9 protein-coding genes are annotated in these 14,950 nt (G+C 61.9%); 7 read left to right on the top strand and 2 right to left on the bottom strand.

Annotated features, from left to right (window positions below; translation table 11 throughout):
* The first annotated feature begins 111 nt into the window (after window positions 1-111).
* The 6 genes from glgB to X760_RS50920 all read left to right on the top strand — a co-directional run bounded on the left by glgB (window position 112) and on the right by X760_RS50920 (window position 10,582).
* Entirely contained in the window at window positions 112-2,325 is a 2,214-nt protein-coding gene (glgB, locus tag X760_RS50945; RefSeq protein ID WP_023718449.1) for a 1,4-alpha-glucan branching protein GlgB, read from the top strand.
* 35 nt (window positions 2,326-2,360) lie between these two features.
* Window positions 2,361-3,626 carry a glucose-1-phosphate adenylyltransferase gene (gene glgC, locus X760_RS50940; protein WP_023718448.1) on the top strand — a complete coding sequence of 422 codons (1,266 nt, stop codon included), beginning with the start codon at window positions 2,361-2,363 and terminating at the stop codon, window positions 3,624-3,626.
* 3 nt (window positions 3,627-3,629) lie between these two features.
* Window positions 3,630-5,075, top strand: a complete 1,446-nt coding sequence (gene glgA, locus X760_RS50935; protein ID WP_023718447.1) for a glycogen synthase GlgA — start codon at window positions 3,630-3,632, stop codon at window positions 5,073-5,075.
* 3 nt (window positions 5,076-5,078) lie between these two features.
* Window positions 5,079-6,707 (top strand): alpha-D-glucose phosphate-specific phosphoglucomutase, encoded by a 1,629-nt coding sequence (locus tag X760_RS50930; protein WP_023718446.1) that lies wholly within the window; start codon window positions 5,079-5,081, stop codon window positions 6,705-6,707.
* A 253-nt stretch (window positions 6,708-6,960) separates the two neighbouring features.
* Window positions 6,961-8,964, top strand: coding sequence for a glycogen debranching protein GlgX (glgX, locus tag X760_RS50925; RefSeq protein WP_023718445.1), 2,004 nt, complete (start codon window positions 6,961-6,963; stop codon window positions 8,962-8,964).
* Window positions 8,954-10,582, top strand: coding sequence for an alpha-glucosidase family protein (locus tag X760_RS50920; RefSeq protein WP_023718444.1), 1,629 nt, complete (start codon window positions 8,954-8,956; stop codon window positions 10,580-10,582). Before glgX ends, X760_RS50920 begins: the two co-directional genes overlap by 11 nt.
* 13 nt (window positions 10,583-10,595) lie before the next feature.
* On the opposite strand, the gene X760_RS50915 is transcribed toward X760_RS50920, so the two are convergent.
* Both X760_RS50915 and X760_RS0137565 read right to left on the bottom strand, forming a co-directional pair.
* Window positions 10,596-12,380, bottom strand: coding sequence for a pilus assembly protein TadG-related protein (locus tag X760_RS50915; protein ID WP_023718443.1), 1,785 nt, complete (start codon window positions 12,378-12,380; stop codon window positions 10,596-10,598).
* A 1-nt stretch (window position 12,381) separates the two neighbouring features.
* Window positions 12,382-12,861 (bottom strand): TadE/TadG family type IV pilus assembly protein, encoded by a 480-nt coding sequence (locus X760_RS0137565; RefSeq protein WP_084642568.1) that lies wholly within the window; start codon window positions 12,859-12,861, stop codon window positions 12,382-12,384.
* 373 nt (window positions 12,862-13,234) lie between these two features.
* Here X760_RS0137565 and X760_RS50910 point away from each other — a divergent pair, with 373 nt between their 5' ends.
* Entirely contained in the window at window positions 13,235-14,827 is a 1,593-nt protein-coding gene (locus X760_RS50910; RefSeq protein WP_023718441.1) for a peptide ABC transporter substrate-binding protein, read from the top strand.
* Window positions 14,828-14,950 lie beyond the last annotated feature (123 nt).

The raw sequence follows: 14,950 nt of genomic DNA, 5'->3' as shown, positions 1-14,950 counted from the left end.
AGTGGAGTGATTTGACCTTCGCATCCCTTGGAAGGTCAGGCGGCCTGCGACTGTCGAATTCAAAACTTCACTAGAAACACGCACTTGGTGCCCGAGGAGGGACACTGCCTGATGAGCAAGCCGCGCGCGACCGTTGCGACAAGCGGGCCGGACGGACTGGCGCCAGCCGGCGATGTCGCGGCGATTGTCGCCGGCACGCATGGCGACCCGTTCTCCGTGCTTGGCGTGCATGAGGCGGGGAAGGGCTTTGTCGGCCGCTGCTTCGTCCCTCATGCCGAGTCCGTCACCGCCTATACGCTGACCGGCAAGAAGGCCGGCGAGCTGTCGAGACGCGACGATCGCGGCTTCTTCGAGGGCAAACTGTCGCTGCGCAAACGCCAGCCGCTGCGCTATCACGCCAGGAACGCCGGCGGTGACTGGTGGCTGACCGATCCATATTCCTTCGGCCCCGTGCTCGGCCCGCTGGACGATTATTACATCGCCGAAGGATCGCATCTCAGGCTGTTCGACAAGCTCGGCGCTCATCTCATCGACCATGAGGGTGCATCGGGCGTACATTTTGCGGTGTGGGCGCCCAATGCAAGGCGTGTCTCGGTGGTCGGCGACTTCAACGAGTGGGACGGCCGCAGGCACACCATGCGCGACCGCCGCGATACCGGTATCTGGGAGCTGTTCATTCCCGACATCGGCGCCGGCCGCCCTTACAAATACGAGATCATCGGGCCGGATGGCGTGAGATTGCCGCTCAAGGCAGATCCGTTCGCCTTCAAATCCGAACTGCGCCCGGCTACCGCCTCGGTGACGGCGCTGCCGCCGGTGCATGAATGGGGCGACGAGGCGCACCGGAACTACTGGCGCAATGCCGACCACAGGCGCGAGGCCGTATCGATCTACGAGGTCCATGCCGGCTCATGGCGGCTTCACGACGACGGCAGCTTCCTGTCATGGGACGAACTCGCCGACCGGCTGATCTCCTATGTGGTCGAGACGGGTTTCACCCACATCGAATTCATGCCGATCTCCGAACACCCCTATGACCCGTCCTGGGGCTACCAGACGACCGGTCTCTATGCGCCGAGCGCCCGCTTTGGCGATCCGGACGGTTTTGCCCGCTTCGTCGACGGTGCCCACCGCGCCGGCATCGGCGTCATCCTTGACTGGGTGCCGGCGCATTTCCCGGTTGACGAACACGGTCTGGCAAAGTTCGACGGCACCGCACTCTACGAACATGCCGATCCGCGCAAGGGCTTCCATCCCGACTGGAACACCGCGATCTACAATTTTGGTCGTCGCGAGGTGGTCTCGTTTCTTGTCAACAATGCGCTGTTCTGGGCAGAGAAATATCACGTCGACGGTCTGCGCGTCGATGCGGTCGCCTCGACGCTTTATCTCGATTATTCGCGCAAGGCTGGTGAATGGATTCCCAACGAGAGGGGCGGGCGCGAGAACCTGGAAGCGGTCAGCTTCCTGCAACGGATGAACAAGGAGGTCTACGGCCACCATCCGGGTGTGATGACCATCGCCGAGGAATCGACCTCGTGGCCGAAAGTCTCGCAGCCGGTGCACGAGGGCGGACTGGGCTTCGGTTTCAAGTGGAACATGGGCTTCATGCACGACACTCTGGAGTATTTCTCCAAGGAGCCGATCTTCCGCAAGCATCACCACAACGACATCACCTTCGGCCTGGTCTACGCCTTCAGCGAGAACTTCGTGCTGCCGCTGTCCCATGACGAGGTGGTGCACGGCAAGGGAACGCTGCTTAACAAGATGGCCGGCGACGACTGGCAGAAATTCGCGACGCTGCGCGCCTATTACGCCTTCATGTGGGGCTATCCCGGCAAGAAGCTGTTGTTCATGGGCCAGGAGTTCGCGCAACGCCGCGAGTGGAGCGAGGCGCGCGCGCTCGACTGGAACCTGCTCGATTTCCGGCTCCACCGTGGTGTCTGGCAGACGGTGCGCGATCTCAACTATCTCTACCGCTCGCGCCCGGCGCTGCATGCCCGCGACTGCGAGCCGGAGGGCTTTTCCTGGCTGATCGTCGATGACAGCGCGAATTCGGTGTTCGCTTGGCTGCGCAGCGCGCCGGGCGGCAACCCGGTCGCCGTCATTTCCAACTTCACGCCGGTGCCGCGCGACAATTACCGCGTGCCGTTGCCGCAGACCGGAAAATGGCGCGAGATCATCAACACCGACGCCACGGACTATGGCGGTTCCGGCAAGGGCAACAGCGGCCTCGTCGAGGCTCGGGCGGAAGGAGGAGGCATTTCGGCGACGATGCTTTTGCCGCCGCTGTCGACGATCATGCTCGAATTCGTCCCGGACTGAGCTATGTCTGGAGCATCTAACCTGGGAGGATAGGAATGGCTGAAACAAAACGAACACAGCCGCTGGCACGCGACGCCATGGCTTATGTGCTGGCCGGCGGCCGTGGCAGCCGGCTCAAGGAACTGACCGACCGCCGCGCCAAGCCGGCGGTCTATTTCGGCGGCAAGACCCGCATCATCGATTTCGCGCTGTCCAATGCGCTCAATTCCGGTATCCGCCGCCTCGGCGTCGCCACCCAGTACAAGGCGCATTCGCTGATCCGCCACCTGCAGCGCGGCTGGAACTTCCTGCGGCCCGAGCGCAACGAGAGTTTCGACATCTTGCCGGCCAGCCAGCGTGTGTCGGAAACACAGTGGTATGAGGGCACCGCCGACGCCGTGTACCAGAACATCGACATCATCGAGGCCTATGGGCCGGAATACATGGTCATCCTGGCCGGCGACCACGTCTACAAGATGGATTACGAATTGATGCTGCGCCAGCATGTAGAGGCCGGCGCCGATGTCACCGTCGGCTGCCTCGAAGTGCCGCGCATGGAAGCCACCGGCTTCGGCGTCATGCATGTCGACACCAAGGACACCATCATCTCCTTCATCGAAAAGCCCGCCGATCCGCCGGGCATTCCCGACAAGCCGGATTTTGCGCTGGCCTCGATGGGCATCTATGTGTTCAAGACCAAGTTCCTGATGGAGCAATTGCGTCGCGATGCGGCGGAGCCCGGCTCCAGCCGCGACTTCGGCAAGGACATCATCCCCTACATCGTCGAACACGGAAAGGCGATCGCGCATCGCTTCGCCAAATCATGCGTGCGCTCGACCGCCGAGAACGAGGCCTATTGGCGCGACGTCGGCACGGTCGATGCCTATTGGGAAGCCAATATCGACCTGACCGACATCACGCCGGAACTCGACCTCTACGACCGCGACTGGCCGATCTGGACCTACGCCGAGTTGAAGCCGCCGGCAAAGTTCGTGCATGACGAAGATGGCCGCCGCGGGTCGGCCGTGTCGTCTCTCGTGTCGGGCGATTGCATCGTTTCGGGCGCTTCGCTGAAGCGAAGCCTGATCTTCACCGGGGCGCGCATCAATTCCTATTCGACGCTGGAGGAGGTCGTCATGCTGCCCGACGTCCATGTCGGCCGCAACGCCAGGCTGAAGCGCGTGGTCATCGATCACGGCGTCAGGATCCCGGAGGGGCTGGTGGTCGGCGAGGATCCTGTCCTCGACGCCAAGCGTTTCCGCGTTTCGGAAAAAGGCATCTGCCTGGTCACGCAGGACATGGTCAACAGGCTGGGATCGTAGTGCATGCAGGTTCTGTCGGTGGCGCCCGAGATCTTTCCGCTGGTCAAAACCGGAGGGCTCGCCGACGTGACTGGCGCCTTGCCCGTGGCATTGGCCGGCAACGGCGTCACCATGCGCACGCTCGTCCCCGGCTATCCTCAGGTGATGGGCGCCTTCAGGAAAAAGAAGGCGGTTCAGCAATATCCATTGCTGCAGGGTGGCAAGGCTTCGGTGCATGCCGTCCAGATCGCCGGGCTCGACCTGTTCGTGCTTGACGCGCCGCATCTTTTCGACCGTCCCGGCGGCCCGTACGGCAACGCGACCGGCGCCGACTGGCCGGACAATTGGCGGCGGTTCGCGGCCTTGAGCCAGGTCGGCGGTGATATTGCTGCCGGCGCCATCTCCGGCTACCTGCCCGATATCGTCCATGCCCATGACTGGCAGTCGGCAATGACGCTCGCCTATATGCGCTACGGCAAGGCGGTCGGCACGCCGTCGATGATCACCGTCCATAACCTCGCCTTCCAGGGCCAGTTCGGCGCCGGCATCTTTGGCGAGCTTGGCCTGCCGGCGGCGGCGATGGCGCTCGACGGCGTCGAATATTATGGCGGCGTCGGCTTCCTCAAGGCCGGCCTGCAGGCCGCCTGGGCGATCACCACGGTCAGCCCGACCTATGCGCAGGAAATCCGCTTGCCCGAATTCGGCATGGGCCTCGACGGCCTGATCAACATGCGCTCCGTCGATCTCCATGGCATCGTCAACGGCATCGATACCGAGATCTGGAACCCGGAAACCGACACGCATCTGGTCTCCAACTACACGGCAAAGACGCTTAAGGCGCGAATGCCCAACAAGGCCGCGGTCGAGGACCGTTTCAGCCTCGATCGCGATGACAGCCCGATCGTCTGCGTTGTCAGCCGGCTGACCTGGCAAAAGGGCATGGACATATTGGCGGCCGCCGTCGACGGTATCGTCGCGGCAGGTGCACGGCTGGCAATCCTTGGGTCTGGCGACGCCGGGCTCGAAGGCGCGTTGCTTGCCGCCGCAGCCCGCCATCGTGGTCGCATTGGCGTCGTCGTCGGCTATGACGAGGGGCTCTCCCACACCATGCAGGGCGGCTGCGACGCCATCATTATCCCGTCGCGCTTCGAACCTTGCGGGCTGACGCAGCTTTACGGCCTGCGCTATGGCTGCGTGCCGGTCGTCGCGCGTACCGGCGGCCTTGCCGACACGGTTATCGATGCCAACGAAGCCGCCATCTCTGCCGGCGTGGCGACCGGCTTCCAGTTTGCGCCCCCCATTGCTGGCGCCCTGCTGCACGCCATCCGCCGCCTTGTCGAAGCGCATGCCAATCCCGCGGTGTGGGCGTCGATGCAGCGGCAAGGCATGAAGGCCGACGTGTCGTGGGACAAAAGCGCCGAAAAATATGTCCAACTCTATCGCTTGTTGCTTTCGAAAAGGGCTGCCTGACTGATGATCCGCACTGTCGCCACCAAACCCTATCCCGACCAGAAGCCCGGCACCTCCGGGCTGCGTAAAAAGGTCCCGGTGTTCCAGCAGGAGCACTATGCCGAGAACTTCATCCAGTCGATCTTCGACGCGCTGGACGGGTTCGAAGGCAAGACCCTGGTGATCGGCGGCGACGGCCGCTTTTATAACCGCGAGGTCATCCAGAAGGCCATCGCCATGGCCGCGGCAAACGGCTTCGGCAAGGTGATGGTCGGGCAGGGCGGTATCTTATCCACGCCGGCCGCTTCGCATGTCATCCGCAAATACAAGACCTTCGGCGGCATCATCCTGTCCGCCAGCCACAATCCGGGTGGCCCGCATGAGGATTTCGGCATCAAGTACAATGCCGGCAATGGCGGCCCGGCGCCGGAAAAGCTGACCGACGCGATCTTCGAAAAAACCAAGGTGATTTCGAGCTTCAAGATCGCCGATATCCGACCGGTCGACATCGACACGATCGGCACGGTCGAGGCAGGAGACATGACCGTCGAGATCATCGATCCGGTCGCCGACTATGCCGAACTGATGGAAAGCCTGTTCGATTTCAATGCCTTGCGGGCGTTGTTCAAATCAGGCTTCCGCATGCGCTTCGACGCCATGCATGCGGTGACCGGCCCCTATGCCAAGGAGATCCTCGAAAACCGGCTAGGGGCGCCGAACGGCACCGCTCGTAATTTTATCCCGCTGCCGGATTTCGGCGGCCACCATCCCGATCCCAATCTGGTGCATGCAAAACACCTCTACGACGAGATGATGGGGCCGGATGCGCCCGACTTTGGCGCGGCCTCCGACGGCGACGGCGACCGCAACCTGATCATCGGCAAGGGCATTTTCATCACCCCGTCGGATTCGGTGGCGATGCTCGCCGCCAATGCCCATCTGGCTCCGGGTTACAAGGCCGGGCTGAAAGGCATCGCCCGTTCGATGCCGACCAGCGGTGCTGCCGACCGGGTCGCCGAAAAGCTCGGCATCGGCATCTATGAAACGCCAACCGGCTGGAAGTTTTTCGGCAATCTGCTCGATGCCGGCATGGCGACGATCTGCGGCGAGGAGAGTGCGGGGACCGGCTCCAATCATGTCCGCGAAAAGGACGGCCTGTGGGCCGTGCTTTTGTGGCTCAACATCCTTGCCGCGCGCGGCGAAAGCGCCAGGCAGATCGTCACCGAGCATTGGGCGGCCTATGGGCGCAACTACTATTCGCGCCACGATTACGAGGAGGTCGAGACCGATCGCGCCAATGCGCTTGTCGACGAACTGCGCGGCAAACTTGGCTCGCTGCCGGGCACCAGCGTGCGCGGCATGACAATCGCCAGCGCCGACGATTTCGCCTATCACGATCCGGTCGACGGCTCGGTCAGCAAGAACCAGGGCATAAGAGTATTGTTCGAAGGCGGCTCGCGCGTCGTCTTCCGCCTGTCCGGCACCGGCACCTCGGGCGCGACGCTGCGCCTTTATTTCGAGCGCTACGAGCCAGACAAGAGCCGCCACGATCTCGACACCCAGGAGGCGCTTGCCGATCTGATTGCGGCGGCCGACGACATTGCCGGGATTCGCAGCCATACCGGCCGCGCCAAGCCGAGCGTGATTACGTGAGCTTGGAGCGGCGCGCCTTTCCTTCTCCCCTTGTGGGGTCCGAAGGACGGGGCGAGACCCGTGGCTCGCCCCCGGGCGGTGGATCGGCGCGAAGCGCCGAGACGGATGAGGGGTGTTGGAAGGAATGCCGTCCGCGCCAAGCTGGAGCACCCCTCATCCGTCGCCTTCGGCGACACCTTCTCCCACAAGGGGAGAAGGGGGAGCTAACCTGGCAACGCCTCAAACTGTCTACGACCTGCTGCTGTGAGCGCGCGTGAGCCAACTCGGCGCAACCATCACCAAAGAAGGCATTCGCTTCGCCGTATGGTCCTCGTCGGCTCGGCGCATCTGGGTCTCGATTTTCGACGAGCGAGGAAGGCGCGAGATCGACCGGCTTGAACTGCAGCCCGAGGGCGACGGCGTGCATACGCTTTTTGTTGCCGGTCTCGCCGCCGGCACCCGATACGGGTTCCGCGCCGATGGCGACTACGCGCCGGAACAGGGGCTCTGGTTCGATCCCGACAAGCTGCTGGCCGATCCCTATGCCGTCGAGATCGACAGACCCTATGCCTATGACGGCCGGCTCGCCGCACGCCAGGGCGAGGGGGGCGACACGGCGTCGCTGATGCCGAAGGCCATTGCCGGCGCCTTGCCGGAACCCTTGCCCGCCTTGCCGCCTCTGTTTAGGCCCGGCGGCCTCATCTACGAGGTGCAGGTGCGCGCCTTCACAAAGCTGCATCCCGACATTCCCGAGAAGCAACGCGGCACCATTGCAGCCCTCGCTCATCCTCTTGTTGTCGAGCATCTGCAAAAACTCGGCGTTGCAGCCGTGGAGTTGATGCCGGTGACTGCATCGATCGACGAACGGCATTTGCCGCCGCTCGGGCTGGGCAACGCCTGGGGCTACAATCCCGTGACCTTCATGGCGCTGGATCCGCGACTGGCGCCCGGCGGTCTGGCTGAGCTGCGCGAAACGGTCGCCGCGCTGCGCGAGGCTGGCATCGGTACCATTCTCGACCTGGTGTTCAACCACACCGGCGAAAGCGACCGGCTCGGCCCGACATTGTCGCTGCGCGGGCTCGACAACCGCGCCTACTACCGGCACGAGGCCGACGGCGCTCTGGTCAATGACACCGGAACCGGCAATATGGTTGCCTGCGATCATCCGGTCGTCCGGGAAATGGTCCTCGACACGCTTCGCCACTTTGTCCAGCACGCCGGTGTCGACGGGTTCCGCTTTGACCTGGCGCCGATCCTTGGCCGCGTCGACGGCGTTTTCGACGCCGATGCGCCGCTGCTGAACGCCATTCGCAACGACCCAGTTCTTGCCGACCGTGTGCTGGTCGCTGAGCCCTGGGACATCGGACCGGATGGCTATCAGCTCGGCAATTTTCCGCCGCCCTTCCTCGAATGGAACGACAAATACCGTGATGATATCCGCCGCTTCTGGCGCGGCGACGGCGGCATGATCGGTGCGCTGGCGACGCGGCTTGCGGGGTCGTCCGATGTCTTTGCCAAACCAGGCCAGGCAACGGTCCGCAGCATCAATTTCATCGCCGCACATGACGGGATGACACTGGCCGACATCGTTGCCTATGAACACAAGCACAACGAGGCCAATGGCGAACAGAACCGCGACGGCCACGACGACAACCTGTCCTGGAACAATGGCGTCGAGGGCCAGACCGACGACCAGTCAATCGTTACGGCCCGTTTCGATGACCAACGCGCACTGCTGGCGACGCTCTTTGCCTCGCGCGGCACGATCATGCTGACGGCCGGCGACGAATTCGGCCGCACGCAGCGCGGCAACAACAACGCCTACGCGCAGGACAATGACATCACCTGGCTCGACTGGGCCGGGCGCGACCGGGCGCTGGAGCGGTACACGGCTCTGCTCGCCAAGATGCGGCGTGCCGCGCCGGCGCTTTTGGACGCAAGCTTTCTCACCGGCGAGCCTGCGGCCGGCTCGGAAATAGCTGACGTCGTCTGGCTGAGCGAAACCGGCGTGCCGCTCGACGAAGCAGCCTGGCACGATCCTAGGCGGCATCGGCTGGTCATGGTTCTCGGCGATGAGGACGGTCGCCTTGCCGTGATCATCAATGGTGACCGTCGGGCCTGCATGTTCACGCTGCCGGAACGGGCGGGTTTTCATTGGTGCCCAGCCATCGAAACGGATAGTGGCGATATCTCACGGCCGGTTTTGGGGCGAACGGTCATATTCATGATCGAAAGCAGGGCCGCGCAGGCGGGCGCAGGGGAGAGCCATGATGGGTGACAATGCCGAATGGTGGCGCGGCTGCGTCATCTACCAGATCTACCCGCGCTCCTTCCAGGACACGACAGGCGACGGTAGCGGCGATCTCCTCGGCATCACCTCGAGGCTTGCCCATGTCGCATCGCTCGGTGTCGACGCCGTTTGGCTGTCGCCTTTCTTCAAGTCGCCAATGGCCGACATGGGCTACGACGTATCGGATTACTGCGCCGTCGATCCGATGTTCGGCACATCAGAGGATTTCGACGCGCTGATTGCAGAGGCGCACCGGCTCGGCCTGAAAGTGATCATCGACCAGGTCTTGTCACATTCGTCGGATCGGCACGAATGGTTCGTCGAAAGCCGAACGAGCCGCGATAACGCCAAGGCCGACTGGTACGTCTGGGCCGATGCGAAGCCCGACGGCACCGCGCCCAACAACTGGCTGTCGCTTTTCGGCGGCCCCGCCTGGGAATGGGACGCAACGCGCAGGCAATATTACCTGCATAATTTCCTCGCCTCGCAGCCGGACCTGAATTTCCACAATCCGCAGGTGCAGGACGCCTTGCTGGAAACGGTGCGGTTCTGGCTCGAGCGTGGCGTCGACGGTTTCCGGCTGGATACGGTCAACTATTACGTCCACGACCGCTGGCTCCGCAGCAACCCGCCTTTGGCGGAAAGCGTCGCCGGCACCAATACGGCAACCAGCCCCTATTTTTACCAGGAGCATCTGTTCGACAAGACGCAGCCGGAAAACCTTGCTTTTCTCAGGCGCTTCCGGGCGTTGCTTGACGAGTACGAAGGCCGCGCCGCGGTCGGCGAGATTGGTGACGAAAGCCGTTCGTTGCAGACGCTTGCCGCCTACACGGGCGGCGGCGACAAGCTCCAAATGTCCTACACGTTCGACCTGCTTGGCCCGCAATTCTCCGCGGCGCATGTGCGCGGTTGTGTCGAGGCCTTCGAGAGTACGGTGTTCGACGGCTGGGTTTGCTGGGCATTCTCCAACCACGATGTCGTGCGCCATGTCAGCCGCTGGACAAGGCCGGGCGGCGATCCGGACAGGGTGGCGAAATTCTCAATCGTGCTGCTTTCTTGCCTGCGCGGGTCGATCTGCCTCTATCAGGGCGAGGAGCTCGGGCTGGAGGAGGCCGAGCTGGCGTTCGAGGATTTGCGCGATCCTTTCGGCATCCGCTTCTGGCCGGAGATCAAGGGGCGGGATGGGTGCCGCACGCCGATGGTCTGGGAGGCTGGCGCCGATAATGCCGGCTTTTCAACCGGCAAGCCGTGGCTTCCGGTCCCGGCAAACCATCGCGCCCGCGCGGTCGATGTCCAGGACGGCGAGCAAACCTCCGTCCTGGCGAGCTACCGGGCGATGCTGGCCTTGCGCAAGCAGCATCCGGCGCTGGTTCGAGGCTCGATCCGGTTTCTCGATGCTGAGGGCGACGTCCTTGCCTTCATTCGCGAAGGCGGTGACGAAAAGCTGCTCTGCGTCTTCAATTTTGCCGATGAGCCGGCCGGCTGGCAATCGCCGCCGGATCTGGATGTGATAGAGCCGATAGATCTTGGCAGTACTACCGGCGTCTTGCAGGAAGGAGCTCTATCCCTGCCGCCGCTCGGCTGCTTTCTCGGCCGGATCGGCTGATCTCTATTTGATCTCATTGAACGAGTACGGAGCGCCCGCAAGTCGCGCCGACAACCCGGACATCGGCCTCGCCGACATGCACGCCAAGCGCTGCAAGAACGTTATAAACCAGTGCGTCGACAGGCGCCGTCACGCCGTTCAGAACCGTTACCACCGCCGGCTTCACCGTTCCGAGCAGAGCCGTCACGTCCAGCCCGAGGCCCAGCGCATTGACCGAGAGCGACAGCCCGCTGACCAGTGACGTGGTGAGCGATTGCGTCAGGTTCTTCGTCGAAACCGTCTTTATCGTCTTGTTGGCGATATCGGTGCTGTCGAACGTCAATGTGGTCGGATCGTTGTTGGTGATCGCAAGTGCTGAAGAACCCTTCACATCGAGCAGATTGAGGGTGAGCAGCAGGAGCTTCACGCTTACCTGTGCAATCGTGGCATCGGAGAACGATTGCGGATTGCTGAAATCGGCGAAGGCCGATGGGTTGTTGTCGGCGTCGCTGGCGGCAAGGTGCAGCGAGGCCACGCCAGGCTGCGCGGCGATCGAGACCTTGATGCTATCCGGCCGGCCCGTCGGGCAGCTGATGTCGGTTAGTTTGGCTTCCGCATAGGCGACTTCGACATGCAGAGGCAGGTTGACGGACAGCAGACTGATGCCGCCGCCGAGATTGGAATTGCCGATGCCGACTGTGGTGACCAGCTTGATTCGTGTCTGCGCAGTGCGCACCACGGTGCCTTTTTCCCCGACGGCCAGCCAGGGTGAATATTGCATCGGTTCACCGATGGCGACGGCGAGCGTGGTGGAGGTAAGTCCCGGAATAGTGGCGCCGAGATCGACCTGGACCTGGTTTGAGCCATTGGCCAGCGAGGCGGCGGCACCCAGCATGCCCATCGCGCTTGCGTCGACGGAAAAGCCTGGAGACTTTTGTCCGAGGCCGAGCTTGCCGATCGAACCAAGGTCGACAAGATGATTGAGCGGTATCTTGGCCGTGTTGGTAGCCCTCGACGCGATTGTCTGTAGGACAAGTTTGCTGGCGCTGCCCGTCCCCGAAGCATTGGCCATGGCGGTCGCGATCTGGCCTACCGTCGCTTTCGAGGCCAGCACTTCGGAATAGCTGACGCCGGTCAGTTGCAACTGCACCGCAAGGGCATCGACGAACGAAAGCACGTTGACGTCGGCCGAAATCAGCGCGTTGTAGTCCATGACGCTGAGCGAGATGTTTCCGCCCAGCAGCTTACTGAGAAGCGCGTTGAGGATGCCGCCGTTGACGCTGAGAAGCCTTGATCCAACCGAGAACATCGCTTGCGGCGTCATGCTGGCAATGGCTTCGGTGCCGACAACCGGAGTAGGGATGAGCGAACTGGCGAAATACCGGGCGGGGATTTTGTGTAGAGTGACGCGAACGGCGTTGTAAGGCGTTTTACCGGCTTCGAAGCGCTTGTCGACCCCGACCGAGGACGCCGCTGAGTATCGGCCGCCGGTGACGGACACGACGGTTTTCCCAACCGTGGGAACGATTGTCTCACCCGGCTTTTGAACAATGATGCCGGGCATTCGGTTGTCACTGAGCGTGGTTACCGCCGCGGCTTCCATATTGTTGATGTTCGACGCCGCGGTGATCGCCGCCAGATCGGTCATCGCCTGGGCTTCCCTGCGCTCCGTGTAGATCGAACCTTCGTCGACAGCGAAGGCCGCCAGCCCCAGCGCGAATGGCGCTATCAGCGCAGTCATGACGGCAAAGTTCGCCTTCTTGTCGCCAACGATGGAGCGAGCGATCCGCCCGATGCCCCTCAGCAAGAACTGCGACATTTCAAATGCCTCCAATCCTGATGGTAGACCTGCGCGAGATCGTGGTTTGCGGCATCGCAAGGCTGGGCAACAGGTTCCAGATCGGCAGGTTGCTGGCATCGTACTGGATCGACACGACGAACTGATTTCCGTCGGCCGTGCTGTCCGTCGCCTGATAGGTCAGCTTGCCGGAATCGACGAACGGGTATCCACTGGCATTGTTTTTGACGAAACCCGCCACCAGCGCCTGGCGCTCGGTTTGGTTCAATCCGGCAATTGCAGTACGGGCGGCATCGGCGGCGATTTGCTGCAACGAGTTGCTTGCACCAAAATAGATACCATATGCAACCATTCCGAGTACGAGCAGGATAAAGATCGGGGAAAGCAGGGCGAATTCGACCGCGGAAGTTCCGGATTCTTCTCCAATTTTGCGTAGATTTGCCCTTATTGGGCGCAATATTTTACGCTTTAATGTGACAGTATTACTGTCTATCTTGTTCATTGCCCTTGCCCGTTGGACCATAAAGGTCGATGTGCCGAACCCATCGGGATTTGTAACCCTTGGTTGCCTAAGAACCAATTAATACATTCCGGTAAACTGAAATGATCAGCCAGATTATCGGCGTTCTGGCCAGGAAACCCAGCCAAACTCATGCTTTCGATCATTGATTGGCGGTTCGCAAAGCGGCTGCCCCGGCCCCCTTACTTTGGGTGACCCCGAGAGTCTGTTGAAATAAAAAATCTCCACGTTACTGTTTGGCCACCAGCTGCCGGAAAGGGAACCGGCTGCGCGCTCGAAAGGAACCAGCCAATCGGTTTCGGGGCGTCAACACTTAGAGACGTAGCTGAAGGGCGACGTCATTAGGGAGAACTCCATGCTGAAACATGTGCTGAAGGCGACGGTACTCGCCACGACCATGGTCTTGGCCGCCGGTACGTTCTACACGCCGGCTTTCGCCGAAACCGTCTACAACCGCGGAGCCGCCGCCGAAGCGGAGACGCTCGATCCGCACAAGACCTCGACGGTCTACGAAGCCGATATCATACGCGACCTGTTCCAGGGCCTCGTCATGCATGACCAGAAGACGAACCTCATTCCGGGCGCAGCCGAAAGCTGGACGGTGTCCGACGACGGCACTGTCTACACCTTCAAGCTGCGCAAGGACGGCCTCTGGTCGGATGGCAGCCCGGTGACGGCGGACGACTTCGTTTATTCGTTCCGTCGGCTGGAAGATCCGGCCACCGCTGCCGAATACGCTTCCATGCTCTATCCGGTGAAGGGTGCCGAGGAAGTCAACACCAAGAAGGGAAAGCCGGAGGATATGGGCGTCAAGGCGATTGACGCAAATACCCTCGAAGTCACCCTCAAGGCGCCAACGCCTTACTTCCTGGAGATGCTGACCCATCAGGCGACCTTTCCGGTTAACAAGGCGTCCATCGAAAAGCTTGGCGCCGACTGGATCAAGGCAGGCAAGCTGGTCTCCAACGGGGCCTTTACAGCGGCGGAGTGGATTCCCAACGACCATCTCAAGCTGGTGAAGAATCCGAAATTCTGGGACGCCGCCAGCGTCAAGTTAGACGTGGTCAACTACATCCCGACCGAGGATCGCTCGTCTGCGATGAAGCGCTTCGAGGCCGGCGAATTCGACAGTTACGGTGACCTGCCGACGGAACAGCTCGCCGATCTCAAGTCCAAATTCGGCGACCAGGTCCGTGTCGGGCCATATCTCGGCACCTACTATTATGCGATCAAGACCGACAAGGCGCCGTGGGACAATGTCGAACTGCGCAACGCCATCTCGATGGCGATCGATCGCGACTTTCTCGCCGAAAAAGTCTGGCAGAATTCGATGCTGCCCGGCTATTCGATGGTGCCTCCGGGCATCGAGGGCTACACGCCGGCACTGGCCAAATACGCTGACATGCCGCAGATCGACCGCGAGGATGAAGCCAAGAAAATCCTGGAGAAGCTCGGCTATACGCCCGAGCATCCGTTGAAGATGCAGATCCGCTACAACACCTCGGAAAACCACAAGAACACCGCTGTCGCCATCCAGGAACAGCTGAAGCCGCTTGGCGTCGAGGTCACGCTGCTCAACACCGATACCAAGACCCACTACTCCTTCCTTGAGCAGAAGGGCGACTATGATGTGGCGCGTGCCGCGTGGATCGCCGACTACAAGGATCCGGAAACCTTCCTTGGCATCACCCGCAAGGCCAGCGGCAACAACTATTCGAGCTACGTCAGCCCGAAATACGAAGAGGCCATGGACAAGGCCGCCGCCGCCGGCGGCAAGCCCGAAGAGCGCATGAAGGAACTCGCCAAGGCCGAGCGCATCCTCGTCGACGATGTCGGTAACATCCCGCTTCTCTACTACAGCTACCACGACATCGTTTCCTCGAAGCTGCACGGCTTCGACGACAATGTGATGGACATCCATCCGTCCCGCTTCATCAGCAAGGACTGATCCCTTAGCCAGGCCGCCGCGCAACTCGATGCGCGGCGGCGCTGGTTTGCCATCGCATCGGCCCGGGAACCGGATTCGATTTTCGACAATGTCGGTGCGAAGATTTGAAGGCTAGAGCGCAAT

It is taken from the genome of Mesorhizobium sp. LSHC420B00, from assembly GCF_000503055.1.
Classification (GTDB): domain Bacteria; phylum Pseudomonadota; class Alphaproteobacteria; order Rhizobiales; family Rhizobiaceae; genus Mesorhizobium.
The sequence above is the reverse complement of the archived record's forward strand: the minus strand, read 5'-3'. Positions and strand labels throughout refer to the sequence as shown.

What these genes read in the sequence shown, in the direction of transcription:
- glgB (WP_023718449.1), top strand. Translation starts at nt 112, where the DNA reads ATGAGCAAGCCGCGCGCGACCGTTGCGACAAGCGGGCCGGACGGACTG.
- glgC (WP_023718448.1), top strand. Translation starts at nt 2,361, where the DNA reads ATGGCTGAAACAAAACGAACACAGCCGCTGGCACGCGACGCCATGGCT.
- X760_RS50930 (WP_023718446.1), top strand. Translation starts at nt 5,079, where the DNA reads ATGATCCGCACTGTCGCCACCAAACCCTATCCCGACCAGAAGCCCGGC.
- glgA (WP_023718447.1), top strand. Translation starts at nt 3,630, where the DNA reads ATGCAGGTTCTGTCGGTGGCGCCCGAGATCTTTCCGCTGGTCAAAACC.
- X760_RS0137565 (WP_084642568.1), bottom strand. Translation starts at nt 12,861, where the DNA reads ATGAACAAGATAGACAGTAATACTGTCACATTAAAGCGTAAAATATTG.
- X760_RS50920 (WP_023718444.1), top strand. Translation starts at nt 8,954, where the DNA reads ATGATGGGTGACAATGCCGAATGGTGGCGCGGCTGCGTCATCTACCAG.
- X760_RS50910 (WP_023718441.1), top strand. Translation starts at nt 13,235, where the DNA reads ATGCTGAAACATGTGCTGAAGGCGACGGTACTCGCCACGACCATGGTC.
- X760_RS50915 (WP_023718443.1), bottom strand. Translation starts at nt 12,380, where the DNA reads ATGTCGCAGTTCTTGCTGAGGGGCATCGGGCGGATCGCTCGCTCCATC.